The sequence below is a fragment of the Vibrio nomapromontoriensis genome (assembly GCF_050337205.1).
Lineage (GTDB): Bacteria > Pseudomonadota > Gammaproteobacteria > Enterobacterales > Vibrionaceae > Vibrio > Vibrio nomapromontoriensis.
In genome coordinates this window covers 62733-79012 of the sequence record NZ_JAKJSS010000008.1, presented here as the reverse complement: position 1 = coordinate 79012, position 16280 = coordinate 62733, and the positions used below count along the sequence as shown (strand labels likewise).

Genomic DNA, 16280 nt, shown 5'->3' with positions numbered 1-16280 from the left:
TACCATCTATAGATTTGCCCATTTCAATTACCCTATTTGGTCTAAATATTGTGCTTAGTTTAGTAATATAAGTTCCACTGTTCGCTTTAGAACCTGTATAAACTCGGGCGCTTTGACGATCATCGTTACTTATCCTCAGTATCCGCCGCCTCAAAACCATAAGTCTGCAGTAGCTGTTGCCCTTCATTCGACAATACGTACTCTACAAATTGTTGTGAAGGTTCAGATTGGCTCAGTTGTACTAAAGGATAGACAATGGCCTCGTGAGTATTGCTATCAAATGTGGCTAACACTTCAATTTCCGGGCTAAGCAAAGCATCCGTTTTATACACAATACCAAGTGGCGTTTCGCCACGCTCTACCATTGCTAGCACTTGCCTTACATTACTCAACGGCGCCAGTTGGTGTTTAACTTGCTCCCAAGCACCAACTGACACTAGAGACTGTTTGGCATAAATCCCCGCCGGTACTGAAGCAGGAATGCCTATTGCTAAGCGGCCCCCATTCAAAGCTTGTTGCCACGACTGTCCATCTGATACTTCAAAATTGACATTTGGCTTTGATTTAGTTCTTGAGACGACGACAAGTTGATTGCTCGCAATCACTGATGTTGCCTCAGCCGAGGTGATACCTTGCTCAATTAGATAGCCAACCCATCGCTCATTAGCGGAAATAAACACATCGGCAGGCGCTCCTTGAGACACTTGCCTAGCTAAAGAGGACGAACCACCAAAAACCGTCGTGACATCGACACCACTTTGTTGGGTATAGCCCTGGGCTAAGGCGTTAACCGCATTGGTCATCGAAGAGGCGGCATAAACTGTGAGCTTTTCAGCGAACACAGTCGGTGACAACGTCACCACAATTAGTATCAGTAGTCGTTTCATTGTAAGTCCAACTGAATATCTGGCCACAAAGCTTCAAGATTCATATGCGATTCTATCGCATCGGCAATTAAATCAATCGCTTGTTCTTTTTCGTCAGCGATTGAGAATGATTGCAGTTGTGAACCATTAACCCATTCAGCTATGAGTTCTACCATATCAGCAGAATCAAAGAGACCATGCCAATAAGTCCCGATTACTGTTGAATCTTCGTTTATTGCCCCATCAGTGACACCGTCACTACTGGTGATAGGTTGTTTCTCATCAACTTGTGAGACACCTGCATGAATTTCATAGCCTTGGATAGGTAAACATTTATCTAACAGCTGAATCTCGCCAGCAACGTTTTTCAATTGCTTGTGCTCTGCTAATACCGTGTCTAATTGCAGCAGCCCTAACCCTTGAGTTGTACCAGCAGCGCCTTCAATCCCCAATGGGTCTGAAATAGTTTTACCGAGCATTTGATAACCGCCACAAACTCCCATCACTTTTCCACCATAACGCAAATGACGGTAGATTTCCTTATCCCACCCCTGCTCTCGTAGATACGCAAGGTCATCTCGCACAGATTTGGAACCCGGCAGAATGATTAAGTCAGCACTGCCTAGCGACTCACCTTTACCGACATACCTAAAGTCAATGTCAGGATGGAGTCGTAATGCATCGAAATCGGTATGATTACTTATACGAGTTAATACCGGAACCACCACACTCAGCTTGGTTTGATCATTTCTAATTTGCTCGCCGACAATGGCATCTTCAGCTTCGATGTTTAACCCATGTAGATAGGGAATAACACCCAAAACCGGTTTACCCGTTTTTTCTTCTAACCAATCCAATCCTGGCTCTAAAAGAGAGATATCACCTCGAAAACGGTTGATCACAAAACCGATGACCCGGCGCTGCTCAGATTCAGATAGCAGTGCTAATGTGCCGTATAAATGGGCAAATACGCCACCTCTATCTATATCTGCTACGATAATCACTGGGACGTCTGCTTTCTCCGCAAAGCCCATATTCGCAATATCGTTTTCTCTTAAGTTAATCTCCGCTGGGCTGCCAGCCCCCTCGATGATAATGGTGTCAAACTGTTGAGAAAGTTTGTTAAACGAGTCCATAACATAGGGCATGGCAATTTTTTTATAGCCGTGAAAATCAACCGCATCCATATTGGTAAACGCTTTACCTTGTATGATGATCTGTGCGCCCGTATCAGAGTTAGGTTTAATCAACACTGGGTTCATATCGACCGTTGGTAAAACCTTAGCCGCTTGCGCCTGTACGACTTGTGCACGTCCAATTTCACCACCATCTTGAGTAACACCACTGTTCAGTGCCATATTTTGCGATTTAAAGGGGGCAACTTTCACCGCTCTTCTTGCTAATACCCGGCATAAACCTGCCACCAACACACTTTTTCCGGCATCTGATGTGGTGCCTTGCACCATCAGAGCTTGTGAAGTCCGACGCATACGTTCCTAATTATTTTTTAAAAGCCTTTGGTTAGTTTACCTTTTTTACTTAAATTTCCCAAATACTGTCATGGGCAAACCGGCAGTATTACTAAACAAAAACGTTAACACATGAATAAAATCGGGCGTGAATTGAAAATGAATGGGAGGCTCAGACGCAGTTAAGCTTTGGTGCGCTTTAATAAACCACGAACTCGCACAACAACCACTTATACTGAACAGGATATTCACCATGAAAAAAACAACGTATGCCATCATTGCCGCCCTCACTTTCGCCCCAGCGCTTGTATTCGCTAAAGACGGTGGGCACAAAGCAAACCCTGCGGTTGTCTATAACGGCCCCGTTGAAACCGCATCTGTCAACGAACTGCTAGCAGATAACAGCATGTTCAGCGAACAAAACGTCATCGTTGATGGTTACCTCGTCCGCCAAATTAAAGGCGACAAGTTTATATTTAGTGACGGTAATGCCGAAATACAAGTTGAATTAGATGACGTAGTTCTAACCACACCGATTGATAATAAAACCAAAGTCCGCATTTTTGGTGAGTATGAGGGCGGCTCTACACCGGAAATTGAGGTGGACCATATTCAAATAATGTAACGAATGTCTCGACATAAGATAAATTGGTCTGTATTTTGCAGACCTTTTTTATATATACTTGACGAATTGATCATTTTGACCTTATGTCGACATTCATTACGGAGTTCTCATGCTAGGTAAAGCAAGTCGTACTGCCCTTTTAGCGTTAGCAGTCACCGCCCCATCGTTAGTTCAAGCTAACAATTTTAATTACAACGCGTTTCAAGTTCGCTTAGGTGCAAACCCAGGTACAGTAGGAGCAGAGTTTAGTACTTTCTTTACCGAAAACACTCACATTATAGTACGTGGAGACTCTCGCTTTGAAGGCGACTGGGATGTCGCTGGTGGTATTGGTTTTAATGGGCCTGCTGGCCAATTTGCCGACATATATGGCCAACTTCTCGTTCACAATGTAAAAACGCGCGATGATGAAAAATTTGATAGTGAATTTATGTCTGAGTTTAATATTGGCTCGCGTGTATGGCTTCTAGAGAATGTCGAAGGCGTTGGTCAAATTGGTATGTTAAATCGCCGTGATGACACGGTATTTATTTGGAGTGCGGGTGCTCGTTTCCACTCAACGGATCAGCTTGCTCTAGGTGCTGACATTAAAGATGGTGGTATTTACGGACCACAAGTACAAATGTCAGTCAGGTTTGAATTCTAGCGCTTAAACATACCCTATACATGACGTTATAATATTCGAAATATTAGTGTAAATAATATTCAAACAGCAAAAAGGCTTTCGTAATGAAAGCCTTTTTATTATTTCTAGTCACTCTACTTAGGTCTTAGCCTACTTAGATTTTGGTTTTGGTTGCACGTATTTTCTACCTACATCAACCAAAGCGACATCCCTAAAGAAACTTCTGCCTAATAGTACAGGATATTTAAGGTGCGTACGGTCCGTTAGTGTAAACTCGGTTTTGCTTGTCATGTCACCAATCGTAATCGCTGAAAGAACGACAGGTCGTTTATCACTCTCTTCTGAGCCAGACTGCTTCACTTTCACCCAACGCTCTACTGGCAAGCTCATTTCTTTAGATTCAACACCTTTGTGCTTAACCTTGAATTTCACCCAATCTTTTCCATCGCGCTCAAACGGCACTATGTCAACAGCGCTTAATGATGACGTTGTCGCCCCCGTATCTACCCTTGCCTTTGTCGTTACTTTCATATCAACGAGACGAACATATTCCTGCTCACCCAGAATCAATTTTCCTTCACCGTTTTTTACTGGCGCAGGTTTAACCGCTGGCTTAGCTGGCTTTTCTGCAGGTTTTGTTTCTTTTTCAACAACCGCGGGCTTTTCTGCTTCAGGCTCTGGCTTAACTGGATCAGCTTTCGTCATTTCAGAGTCGGCTGGAGATTGCGTTGCAGATGAGTCCGTTTTAGGCTCTTCTACTTGTGGTGGAGTCACTGATTCAGTTTGACTTGTTGTAGAACATGCCACTAAGCCGCCACTCAACATCAGTGGTAAAATCACTTTCCACACTTTCATTCATTCACCTTTATATTAATCTTTTTATAGGGTTATCGCCGCACGTCTCGCATTAGCGCACATTGCTACCTTACGGCTGCATGACGATTTACTTAAACAGCGCGCTATCGTTCACGCGCTAAAATTACTGTTAGCTCACAGACATAAGAGCATTAGCGACATAAGGTAACTGCGTTTCTGACAAACCAGCAATATTAATTCGACCGTCATCTACACCATAAATACCAAAATCAGTTCGTAGGCGCTGCATTTGCTCTGCTGTAAATCCTAGCACAGTAAACATGCCTTTGTGAGCCATGATAAAGTCAAATTGGTCAGATGAATGATTGTTTTTTAATTCTTTACATAATCCATCACGCAACGAAACCAATCTTTGCTGCATTTCTGACAGTTCTGTTTGCCACTGACTCGTTAAATGCTCATCTGCCAAAATCGTTTTGACGAGTGCTGCACCATGATCTGGTGGCATCGTATAGGTAGAGCGTGCCAGGGTTAACAGTTTTCCACGGGCATTCGCCGCTTCTTTGGCATTTTTGCCAATAACAACCGCCGCTCCAGTTCGTTCACGATATAACCCAAAATTCTTAGAGCAAGACGTGGTTAACAACATTTCTTCGACATTTTCTGCCATGTGACGCAGACCAAACGCGTCGGCCTCCAAACCGTCACCAAAGCCTTGATATGCAACATCAACAAAAGGAACAAATCCATTACGTACGCTTAGATCGGTTATCTGTTTCCAATCCTCTAGCGAAATGTCCGCTCCGGTAGGGTTATGGCAGCAACCATGCAGAAGCACCACATCACCAACACCTGCAGAACTGATATCTGTTAGCATCGCATCCGTGTCTACCTGCTTAGTTTCGGTGTTGAAGTAGCGATAGAACTTAACATTGAGTCCGGCCGCTTCCATCACTGGTTTATGGTTCACGTAGCTTGGATTCGATAACCATACTGTCGTACCCGGCGCCGCAACATTAAGCAAATCCCCTAACATTCTCAACCCGCCACTTGCACCCGGCGTTTGAATGATAGACATTCGGTCATAAATAGGCGTCTCGCCAAACACGACTTTAGCAATACTTTGATTGAACTCTTCACAACCTGCTAAGCCGACATAAGCTTTGGTTTGCTGCTCAGTGGTCACAATTCGTTGCGCCTCGGAAACAGCCTTCATAATTGGCGTTTGGCCTTCGCTATTACGGTAGACACCGATACCAAGATCAACTTTATCCTCACGAGGATCGTTTCGATAAGCGACAGAGAGAGAGAGAATAGGATCGAGCGTAGGCTCGGATAAATGAGAAAACATGAAAGTCACAACCCTTTGAAATTCAAGCAATGGCTTTCACGTTATCACTAGATTCAAATGAATGAAATACTTTTATGCGCTCGACCATGCTAGCTGAAGAGAATTAGACCACAATCAGCAAAACGATGGCTTAAATTTCAGTAAAGCGATGAATAATTTGGTTGGAGCTACCGCGCCACTCAAGTTCTGGGTCAAATAGTGGCTGCTCAAACTTGCCATCCACCAGCACATCAACAAGATCTATAACCTCACGCTGCTTGGCAGACAAGTTAGCTAAGGTGTAACCTGACCATAACCAAATATCTTTACCAACGCACTCGGATTTGACTCGCTTAACCAATTTAAGTACCGCTTCAACATTAGCTGGATGCAGCGGATCCCCTCCAGATAAAGACAGCCCACGCTTCTTAATTCTCGTATCGTTCAAATCAGCAATAATTTGATCTTCAAGTGCTTGTGTAAAAGCATGTCCAGAGCGCAACGACCACGTAGATTGATTGTAACACCCTCTGCATTGGTGCTCACAACCAGACACAAAGAGCGTACACCTTGTACCGGGTCCATTTACAACGTCAATCGGGTGATACTGGTGGTAGTTCATAATGATTAAGTCTCTACATGTTTACTTGGCGATTCAATGACGACCGAATAAATGAGCCGTCTGCACATAACACTATGCGAAGACGGCTCTTATTCTGCTTTTTGCTAGGCTCAAGTTAACCTTTAACAAGAAGTCATTACCCTCTCGTTAGGTTAGACGCAGTATCACGACAGGCACTGCGCTCAACGCTACTAGCTGGTTTTACTACAAGTGTTTTACGCGTCGTTTCACTTCTTCTTGTTTGCCGAAGTTGAAAGGGCGAGCATCCGGGCTACCTAAATAACCGCAAACACGGCGTGTGACGGATACCTTAGATGAATCGTGGTTACCACACTTAGGACAAGTAAAGCCTTTACTCGCACAATCAAACTCACCGGTATAGCCACATTCGTAACACTCATCAATTGGCGTGTTTGTACCGTAGTAAGGCACTCGACTATAGCTGTAATCCCAAACGTTTTCTAACGCTTCGATGTTGCGCTGCATGTTCGGGAACTCGCCGTAACAAATAAAGCCACCTGACGATATTTCAGGATACGGCATTTCAAAGTCAATCTTATCGTATGGGTTAACCGTCTTTTGTACATCCAAGTGGAAACTGTTGGTGTAGTAACCTTTGTCAGTTACCCCATCAATCACACCAAATTCTTTGGTATCAATCTGACAGAATCGGCTACATAGGTTTTCACTCGGCGTACCGTAAAGACTAAATGCGTAGCCTGTTTCTTCTGCCCACGATTTCACGGTTTCTTTCATGTGTTTAATGATATCAAGCGCTTTATCACGGATGTCGTTGTCATCAAACATATGCACTTCAGTACCAAACAACGCTGTCATCGTTTCATGAATACCGATATAGCCTAGTGAAATAGATGCCCTACCATTTTTAAAAATCGGCGCAATGGAATCATCCGCTTTCAAGCGAACACCACATGCCCCTTCCATATAAAGGATAGGTGCCACACGAGCTTTTACTTTTTCAAGACGACTAATACGTGTTTCTAACGCGCGACGTGCTAATGTCATGCGGTCATTAAGTAGCTCATAGAACTTATCGAGACTACCATTTGCTTTGATTGCAATTCGTGGCAAGTTGAGGCTAACAACACCTAAGTTGTTGCGGCCTTCATGCTGTAATTCACCGTTTTCTTCATAAGTATTTAAGAAACTACGGCAGCCCATCGGAGTTTTAAATGACCCCGTGACTTCTACAACTTTATCGTAGTTAAGAATGTCTGGGTACATACGTTTTGACGCGCATTCCAATGCTAGCTGTTTAACATCATAGTGTGGATCTTGCGCTTGATGATTCAAACCATCTTTAATAGCAAACACCAATTTAGGGAAAACCGCCGTTTTGCGATTCTTACCCAGGCCGGCAATACGATTCTTCAAAATAGACTGTTGGATCAATTTTGATTCCCAGCTTGTGCCAAGACCAAAACCAAACGTAACAAAAGGAGTTTGACCATTTGCGGTATGTAACGTGTTCACTTCATATTCTAGAGATTGAAAAGCGTCGTAACACTCTTTTTCAGTTTGCTTGATCGCAAACTCTTCAGGTGCATGAATATCCCATTCTTTAGCAATTTCAAGGTGCTTGTCATAACTGGTCTTTACATACGGAGCAAGCACTTCATCGATACGGTTAATAGTGGTTCCGCCATAAATATGGCTTGCCACTTGCGCAATGATTTGAGCCGTAACCGCAGTCGCAGTAGAAATCGATTTAGGGGTATCGATCTCAGCGTTACCCATTTTAAACCCATGAGTCAGCATGCCTTTCAGATCAATCAGCATACAGTTAAACATCGGGAAAAACGGTGCATAATCGAGATCGTGATAATGAATATCACCTTCATCATGCGCTTGTACAATGTCACGTGGCAAAATACGTGTTTTCGCGTAGTGCTTCGCGACAATACCCGCTAACAAGTCACGTTGAGTTGGAATAACCTTGCCGTCTTTATTCGCATTTTCGTTTAATAAGTCGGCATTGCTTTCTTCAATCAGACCTTCAATCTCTTTGGTCAGCGCACTTTTTTTCTCGCGCGCCAAATCACGGTCATGACGATATTCGATATACGAACGAGCCAGTCCTTTATATGGACCTTGCATCAATTCGTTCTCGACAAGAGTCTGGATCTCTTGGATGTCTACATTTTCGCAATCCTGCAGTTTAAGCTCTACTGCTATCGCGACATTAGCCGCATAGAGTTCAAGCGCTTTATCTGCATGTTCTGCTGCTCTTACTACGGCAGCTTCTATACGATCCTTTGTAAACGGAGCACGAGAGCCGTCTCTTTTGATTACGATTGTTTTCACCCTTTCTCCTATCCCCTCAATATTCACAGACTTATCCACAAATACACTATATGGGGGTGTTACGATTGATTCTGACACAATATATTGTGGTGTATTTAACGAGAAGTGCAAACTAAAAGTATTGATTTAGATCAAGTAAAATGAGGTAGTGAACAAGAAGGATTCAATCTGATGAGCTTGATCCCAGTTAATAAATTGCAGCGAATTTTCATCAAATTTTGCCAACTTTATGTTGATCTTTTGGCATCGCTTACGGCACATTGGCTGGACGATTATTTAGAAATGGCAAGGACGATGTTTAGAACGATCTGTTATGAAATGACGAAATTTACTTGCGTCGTGGCTATAAGTATTTTTCCTACAATTACGCACGCATTAACGGTTACGAGTTGGAATATAGAGTGGCTATCTCTTACCCCTTCCAACCGGTTCGAACAGAGCAAACGAACCGATGCCGATTTTCAAGCACTCTCACGCCATTTAAAGCAAGTGTCACCCGACATTCTGGCATTCCAAGAGGTAGACTCCATCGCCGCTATTCAAAAAGTAGTGGGAAACGAGTACACCATTTACTTTTCTGACCGAGCGCTTTCCCATAACCATAAACACCAGTTTAATGAGATAAACCAATATACTGGCTTTGCTATTCGCGACACGTTACAAGTCAAAGACCTCCCTGACTTTCCTCTTACTCAAGGAAATCGACTGCGATTTGCTTCTGCAGTGACGTTAACCTATAAAGGTGAAAAAATTCAGCTGCTTTCTGTACATCTTAAGGCGGGGTGCAGCGGGAAATACTCCTCAACATCGTCATGCAAACAACTCCAACGTCAGGGTAAAGCCATCAATAATTGGCTTAAACAAGTTGAGCAGCAAGGACAACACTATATTTTGCTCGGCGATTTCAACCATAATCTAGCGTATCGCGGAGATTGGTTGTGGGCCCAGATGATCAGTGGTCTCACTTACAGCCCAAGATTAACGAGCCAATCCACTAAAGCAAGCTGTAAGGTACAATCCAACAAAAACCCCAATCGCACCCATCAGTTCCGTTCACTGATCGACCATATCATAGTGAGTCCATCGCTGCGTACCTCCCCGGCTATTCAGAATACAATGCCGACCAAAGACGTGTTGTCTTTTAACATGAGCGACCATTGCCCTATTAGCGTGACGCTGTATTAGCCGCCACACCGGTATCTATGGCGAGCCTTTCGTACCCACAGTTGCAATAACTTATGGGCGGGCAGAACCTACTAACATCAATGGGTTGTTTAACAAATAAAAAGGCTTGGTGATTAAACCAAGCCTTTATCAGCCCCACATCAGAGCGAGCCACACCGTCTTACTTTCGCCAAATGCCTAATTATTATTGCGTTTAGACAACAAAACATCGCCAATAAACATTCCGACGAGCATCATAACCACAAAGCCAACAATACCCATGCTGCCATTGGCGATTGACGAGATAGCAGGTCCAGGACAAATGCCCGCGATACCCCAGCCGAGGCCGAACAAAGCAGACCCAGTTAACAATTGAGCATCGATCTTCTTATCATCTGAAACGCAGAATTGATCAGTACACACTGGCTTCTCCTCCTTACGAATAATCAGCCAATAGCTTGGTGCAAACACCATCAATGCGCCGCCCATCACAAAAGCGAGGTCAGGAGACCAGTGACCAAATATATCCAGAAAAGCCATCACATTTTGAGGATCGCTCATACCAGAGACAATCATGCCGATACCGAACAAAAAACCACTAATAAGTGAGATAATACGTTGCATCATTGCCTCCTATAGTACGTGTAACATAACGCTAGTCGTTGCCATTGCAACGACCATAAAGGTCATTGTCGCGACAATAGAACGCTTTGATAAACGGCCCATTCCGCAAATGCCATGCCCACTGGTGCAGCCATTACCCAACCTAGTTCCCAAACCGACGAGCAAGCCAGCGACTAAAACTAATGGCGTAGACACAACCATCTCAGCAGGCGCAACATTCAACAGTTTTGCTGATAGAACACCTCCAACCACCATGCCTAACACAAACAAGATACGCCAACTGGTATCGCCCGATTTAACTTGATAAATTCGGGCAACAATGCCACTTATTCCAGCAATCTTGCCGTTGAATAACAATAACAGTGCGGCGGATAGCCCAAGTAACATACCACCGAGCATCGATGCCCAAGGGAAGGTAAACTCCATAATGACCTCTTTAAACATAAAAATGATTTAAGTTGCAAAATTCATCAAAAATTCTGCAAGTTAAATCAACTTCAATGTCCTGTAACTAGTGGCAATATAACGTATGCAACTGTTTAATAAGTCCCACAACACGCTCATCTTTGAGTGCGTAGTAAACATGTTGTGATTCCTTTCTTGAAGAGACTAAGTCCGCCTTCTTTAACACCGCTAAATGTTGTGAAAACGCAGATTGGCTTAGATCTGAATTCGCTTGTAATTGACCAGCCCCCTGCTCTCCATCAACTAACTGGCACAACACAAACAAACGGTCTGGATGCGATAGCGTCTTCAGTACCTCTGCAACATCCGTTACGCGTTCTTTCATATGCAATAAATCCACGTTGTTACCCCCACGTGTCATGATTTAGTTAATTATCTACGCACCCATTATTTTAGTCAACACTTAATTAGCATCTGTGAATTTAGACTAAAATAAATTAGACATTGCTAATTTATAGCATTATAGTAATCGCAACTGAAATGAATTGACGGCAAGATCGTCTATTTAGCACGATTAGCTTTAAATAAAATGAACAGAGGTATTGTATGACTAAGATATTAATCGTAGGTGGTGTTGCAGGAGGCGCGTCTGCCGCGGCACGAGCAAGACGTTTAAGTGAAGATGCTGAGATCGTGATGTTCGAACGTGGACCTTTTGTTTCTTTCGCGAACTGTGGCTTACCATACCATGTCGGTGGGGATATTCAGGATCGTAGCAAACTACTATTACAAACTCCTGAAAGCTTTTTAGCTCGCTTTAATGTTGATGTTCGTGTCATGAATGAAGTCACTTCAATCAACCGAAGCGATAAAACCGTGTCGGTTAAAAACTTAGTCGATGGAAGTCAATATACTGAATCGTATGACTTTCTATTACTGAGCCCCGGTGCTGCCCCTTTTGTTCCACCTATCAAGGGTATTGATAACCCCCTTACGCATACTCTGCGTAATATCCCCGATATGGACCGAATTCTACATTCTATTCAGATGAATAAACCCAAACATGCCACGGTCGTTGGCGGCGGTTTTATCGGCTTAGAAATGATGGAAGCATTCCACCAGCTTGGTATCAAAACCACGTTAATTGAAATGGCAGACCAAGTTATGACACCGGTTGATAAGGAAATGGCAGGCTTTGCTCATTCCGAGATCAAATCACATGGTGTCGACCTACGCTTAGGTGTCGCACTTGAATCCGTTAACTACTTACCCAATCAGCAAGTGGCTGACGCAAATGCAGGTGAATTGAATGAAGATCAGCATCTTCAGGGTGAACTAGAACTTACTCTTAATAGTGGCGAGACACTGACTACCGACATTCTCATTATGGCTATCGGTGTTCGTCCAGAAGCAAGCCTTGCGAAAGAAGCAGGGTTACAACTTGGTGACTTTGGTGGTATTTACACTTCTGACACAATGCAAACCAGTGATCCTGCTATTTATGCCGTTGGTGATGCCATAGAAGACAAAGATTTCGTCACTGGTAAGCCAGGCTTTGTTCCACTCGCAGGGCCTGCAAATCGTCAAGGACGTATGGCGGCAGACAACATGCTTGGACGTAATGAAAGCTATCAGGGTACACAAGGTACCGCTATCGTTAAGATTTTCGACTTAGCCGTTGCATCTGTAGGCAAAAATGAAAAAGTACTAAAACGTGAAGGTATTCGCTATGAGAAAGTGTACGTTCATACGGCCAGTCATGCGAGTTATTACCCTGGTTCTGAAATTGTGTCGCTAAAACTGCTTTTTAGCCCGGAAACAGGCAAAATTCTTGGAGCTCAAGCCGCTGGTAAAGATGGTGTGGATAAGCGAATCGATGTTCTTGCGGTCGCGCAGCGCGCAGGCATGACAGTAGAGCAACTTCAACACCTTGAACTGACTTACGCTCCCCCGTATGGCAGTGCAAAAGATGTCATTAACCAAGCCGCGTTTGTTGCCAACAATATACTTAAAGGTGATGCAACACCGATTCATTTTGATGAGATAGATAACCTGACAAGCGAACAAGTGTTGTTGGATGTTCGTAACCCTAGTGAGCTCGAGAATGTCGGCTTTATCGACGGTGCAATCAATATCCCCGTGGACCAACTTCGTCAACGTATGGATGAGCTACCGAAAGACAAAGAGATCATTATTTACTGCCAAGTTGGGTTACGCGGTAACGTCGCCTATCGTCAGCTGGTTAATAGTGGCTTTAAAGCTCGTAACCTTATTGGTGGTTACCGTACTTATAAATTTGCTTCACTATAAGTATCAATTATTCTTATGGCTAGACAACACACCAAACGATAAGAAAAAAGGAAGCCGAGGCTTCCTTTTTTGTACTGAGTTCTCAGTTAATTATTTAGCAGGCTTGTTCTGGCAATGCTCGATAGCGGTAGCCATCAATTCCAAAGCAGATTGTTCACACGCTGGCAGCTGTGCTTCACTGCTATTAATTGGCGTAACACGCTCACCCCATTTAATGTGTCCTGCACCCCAAGTTAGTCCAGCGCCAAATGCTGCTAATAGCAGATCATCGTTGGGTTTGATTTTCCCTTGCTCTACCGCTTCACACAACGCAATAGGCACTGTCGCCGCAGACGTGTTGCCATACTTCTGAATGTTCACAAATGCTTTTTCGCGTTCAATGCCCGACAGATCGCACAAGGTTTGAATAATGCGAATGTTCGCTTGATGAGGGATCACCACATCAATGTCTTCTTTGGTCAAGTTTGAGCGAGACAATACGGTATTCGCAGCAGCGCCCATACCTTTTACTGCACGCTTAAAGATTTCTTTACCAACAAAATCAAACTCAAAATAACCGTTATCCGCCGCGAAACGATCCATCGACGTACCAAACTTCGGCACAGCTAAAATGTCACGCCCTTTCGCGTCACAGCCTATTTGCGCGTCTTGCAGACCCACTTTGCTTTCTGTACGGCTTAATACCGCAGCACCTGCGCCATCGCCAAACAATACAGCGGTATCTCTTTCACTCCAATCAAGGAAGAAAGACAAACGCTCAGCGCCGATAACAATCGCGTGACGGTAGTTACCCGACTGAATCAACTTAGTCGCGGTTTCTAAGCCGTAAACAAAACCCGTACATGCCGCATTTAGATCAAACGCCGCCGCAGCCGGAACACCCAAGTTCTGTTGTACACGAGAAGCAGTATTTGGAATCAATGAGTCTGGTGAACAAGTGGCTACAATAATCAGATCAACGTCTTCTGCCGTAATACCAGCGCATGCCATCGCATGTTGCGCTGCAACCGTAGCCATATCAGAGGTGTTAACGTGGCTAATACGACGAGTTTCTATCCCAGTCCTAGAACGAATCCACTCATCAGAAGTTTCCATTACCGTACTTAGGTCGTGGTTAGTCAATGTTGCTGGTGGAAGGCACTTACCCCAACCAGTGATTTCGGCATAATAAGCTGTCATTCTGTACCTATCTATATTGAATCATTAAGCAATTTTTCCATCATATCACAACATTTTGATTGTTAATGCAAATGCAAACAATGCTTGTGGACCGTGTCGCTCACCAACCATTCACCCAACAAATGCAACCCATTCAAACCTATATTTAAAACAGATTGAGCAAGCTTGCGCATGACAAAATCGGATGATAATTAAGCAAAAATCTATCCACACCTGATTATAAGACCTGGATATTAACAGGTCTTACCAATAAACAATCGCGAACCATATCGCAGCCCTAATGACTTTCACTTAACACGTTAGGGGTTAGTTTGTGAGAAATATCGCGCATGCAGCAGCACTTGAGGATAGAGTTCCGTAAATAAATTCGAGAGGCGTTGGTAATTCAACTCTAAGTCAACACCACATTCGGCAAGAGGTTCCATCCTTAGGCTACGTTGCGACATCCTTTCCAAGGCGTATTGGATATTTTCCAGTTCTTGATACGATTCTAACCACCTATCACGCCACATAAATTCGCTCATGCGTAGAAAACGTTCCGGCAATGGCGCGGCATCCACCTCTTGTGGTGTAGTAACGTCGCGATATGCATTATCAACAAAATCGCATAACGGCATGACATGATAATGCTGCCAATGTTTCGCTAAACAATGATCCCAAAACATATCTAACGCTATAGGGGCAAAGCGGCGCTTTTCTGGTGCAAATAGCGCTTTGCATTGCTTAATAATGTCATGATTATCGGTGTACGAGTCCACGCTGCGATGTAACCGGATTCCACTAGCTAACTCAACGCCATAGATTTTTGCTGGATCGCCTTTAACGAAATCGCCCAACAAGTTTCCTAGTAAACTACTATGACAGTGATCGGCAATGTGGAGGTGCGCTAAAAAATTCATCCGGTTCCTTTTATTCAACTTTAAAACAGTGTGGCTACTACTGCGCGTTTATTCAATGTAAACCGTAATAGATTAAGAGCTTTGCTGTCCGCATCACTTACCTGTAAAGGTTTCGCAACACTTTCCATAATGCTAATTAACGGCAGAACCTCGACGACATCTACTACGCAAGGCTACTATCCCAACCTTCGTGAAAACATAATATCCGCGCTAGTGGCAAGGAAACCACCCATCGGAGCATGTTGAACACGCTATATACTGGCTACTTATTGCAGTCAAACCGACGAACACAAAGCTAACATAAGCTCAAATTAACAAAGGAATGCATTAACATGGATAAGGATCATAGCTTAAGAGAAAACCTACTAGCGTTATTGCTCGGTAGTGCATTGGTTTCACTTGGTGTCATTTTTTTCAACCAAGTAGGATTACTCACCGGTGGGACTGCGGGTCTGGCTATTTTCATTACTAAAGTATCAGCATTTACGTTTGGACAGGTATTTTTCGCGCTAAACCTACCTTTTTACCTACTCTCCGCAACTCGAATGGGCTGGCCATTTACCATTAACACTTTTATCGCTGTTAGTATCGTTTCATTTGCAGTTGACCATCTACATCATGTTATTCAAATCAGTCATATTGAACCCCTGTACGCCGCGATTATTGGTGGTGGTTTAATTGGTATCGGCATGCTCGTCATCTTCAGACACAAAATGAGCTTAGGTGGATTCAATATTCTTGCACTATTTCTACAAGATCGCTTTGGCATTCGTGCAGGTAAAGTTCAAATGGCGCTCGATTGCTCCATCGTGATTCTGTCTTTCTTCATCGTTGACTTGTCATTAATTGCACTGTCTATCTTGGGAGCAATTACCACAAACCTTATTCTTGCCATGAACCACAAGCCTGGCCGCTATCAAGCTGCGGTTTCGGCTAAGCCTCAGACTTAACACAAATAGCACTCGAACTGATAAAATTCATACCAATAGCGGCCGTGAAGGAATGGTTACTGTATGAGGAT

Annotated in this window: 16 protein-coding genes; 5 read left to right on the top strand and 11 right to left on the bottom strand. The window is 43.7% G+C overall.

Translation table 11 applies throughout. The annotated features are described in order from the left end of the window. Positions 1 to 125: 125 nt before the first annotated feature. The gene (gene modA, locus L4D05_RS08220) at positions 126 to 887 is read right to left on the bottom strand and encodes a molybdate ABC transporter substrate-binding protein (protein ID WP_428793616.1); all 762 of its coding nucleotides are present in this window, start codon (positions 885 to 887) and stop codon (positions 126 to 128) included. After that, the gene (locus L4D05_RS08215) at positions 884 to 2356 is read right to left on the bottom strand and encodes a cobyric acid synthase (RefSeq protein WP_428793615.1); all 1473 of its coding nucleotides are present in this window, start codon (positions 2354 to 2356) and stop codon (positions 884 to 886) included. Before L4D05_RS08215 ends, modA begins: the two co-directional genes overlap by 4 nt. A 232-nt stretch (positions 2357 to 2588) precedes the next feature. Between L4D05_RS08215 and L4D05_RS08210 the strand changes: the two genes are divergently transcribed. Beyond that, complete coding sequence (locus tag L4D05_RS08210) at positions 2589 to 2960, top strand: YgiW/YdeI family stress tolerance OB fold protein (RefSeq protein WP_428793614.1); 372 nt, start codon at positions 2589 to 2591, stop codon at positions 2958 to 2960. A gap of 109 nt (positions 2961 to 3069) precedes the next feature. Beyond that, positions 3070 to 3606, top strand: coding sequence for a hypothetical protein (locus L4D05_RS08205; protein ID WP_428793613.1), 537 nt, complete (start codon positions 3070 to 3072; stop codon positions 3604 to 3606). A 129-nt stretch (positions 3607 to 3735) separates the two neighbouring features. Here the strand turns inward: L4D05_RS08205 and L4D05_RS08200 are convergent, their stop codons facing one another. From L4D05_RS08200 to nrdD, 4 genes are all read right to left on the bottom strand, one after another. Continuing rightward, on the bottom strand, positions 3736 to 4440 hold the full coding sequence (locus L4D05_RS08200; RefSeq protein WP_428793612.1) for an ATP-dependent zinc protease family protein: 705 nt from the start codon (positions 4438 to 4440) through the stop codon (positions 3736 to 3738). A gap of 130 nt (positions 4441 to 4570) precedes the next feature. Then, positions 4571 to 5752, bottom strand: a complete 1182-nt coding sequence (locus tag L4D05_RS08195; RefSeq protein WP_428754290.1) for an amino acid aminotransferase — start codon at positions 5750 to 5752, stop codon at positions 4571 to 4573. 130 nt (positions 5753 to 5882) lie between these two features. Beyond that, entirely contained in the window at positions 5883 to 6353 is a 471-nt protein-coding gene (nrdG, locus tag L4D05_RS08190) for an anaerobic ribonucleoside-triphosphate reductase-activating protein (RefSeq protein WP_428754289.1), read from the bottom strand. Positions 6354 to 6557: 204 nt separating this feature from the next. Continuing rightward, positions 6558 to 8678: an anaerobic ribonucleoside-triphosphate reductase gene (gene nrdD / locus L4D05_RS08185; RefSeq protein ID WP_428754287.1), complete on the bottom strand. Its 2121-nt coding sequence runs from the start codon at positions 8676 to 8678 to the stop codon at positions 6558 to 6560. Between the two features lie 318 nt (positions 8679 to 8996). Between nrdD and L4D05_RS08180 the strand changes: the two genes are divergently transcribed. Next, a complete protein-coding gene (locus tag L4D05_RS08180; RefSeq protein ID WP_428793991.1) occupies positions 8997 to 9863 on the top strand; it encodes an endonuclease/exonuclease/phosphatase family protein in 867 nt (288 codons plus the stop codon). 177 nt (positions 9864 to 10040) lie between these two features. Here L4D05_RS08180 and L4D05_RS08175 read toward each other — a convergent pair whose 3' ends face one another. The 3 genes from L4D05_RS08175 to L4D05_RS08165 form a co-directional block, all read right to left on the bottom strand. Then, positions 10041 to 10469, bottom strand: coding sequence for a DUF6691 family protein (locus L4D05_RS08175; protein WP_428793611.1), 429 nt, complete (start codon positions 10467 to 10469; stop codon positions 10041 to 10043). Positions 10470 to 10475: 6 nt separating this feature from the next. Further along, positions 10476 to 10892: a YeeE/YedE family protein gene (locus tag L4D05_RS08170; protein WP_428793610.1), complete on the bottom strand. Its 417-nt coding sequence runs from the start codon at positions 10890 to 10892 to the stop codon at positions 10476 to 10478. A gap of 85 nt (positions 10893 to 10977) precedes the next feature. Next, on the bottom strand, positions 10978 to 11256 hold the full coding sequence (locus L4D05_RS08165) for an ArsR/SmtB family transcription factor (RefSeq protein ID WP_428754283.1): 279 nt from the start codon (positions 11254 to 11256) through the stop codon (positions 10978 to 10980). A 221-nt stretch (positions 11257 to 11477) separates the two neighbouring features. Between L4D05_RS08165 and L4D05_RS08160 the strand changes: the two genes are divergently transcribed. Next, positions 11478 to 13181 (top strand): FAD-dependent oxidoreductase, encoded by a 1704-nt coding sequence (locus L4D05_RS08160; protein ID WP_428793609.1) that lies wholly within the window; start codon positions 11478 to 11480, stop codon positions 13179 to 13181. A 90-nt stretch (positions 13182 to 13271) separates the two neighbouring features. Here L4D05_RS08160 and L4D05_RS08155 read toward each other — a convergent pair whose 3' ends face one another. After that, positions 13272 to 14360, bottom strand: coding sequence for a ketoacyl-ACP synthase III (locus L4D05_RS08155; protein WP_428793608.1), 1089 nt, complete (start codon positions 14358 to 14360; stop codon positions 13272 to 13274). Positions 14361 to 14659: 299 nt separating this feature from the next. Further along, positions 14660 to 15259, bottom strand: a complete 600-nt coding sequence (locus L4D05_RS08150; protein ID WP_428793607.1) for an acyl carrier protein phosphodiesterase — start codon at positions 15257 to 15259, stop codon at positions 14660 to 14662. A gap of 332 nt (positions 15260 to 15591) precedes the next feature. Here L4D05_RS08150 and L4D05_RS08145 point away from each other — a divergent pair, with 332 nt between their 5' ends. After that, positions 15592 to 16209 (top strand): DUF6198 family protein, encoded by a 618-nt coding sequence (locus L4D05_RS08145; protein ID WP_428793606.1) that lies wholly within the window; start codon positions 15592 to 15594, stop codon positions 16207 to 16209. The last annotated feature ends 71 nt before the right edge of the window (positions 16210 to 16280 follow it).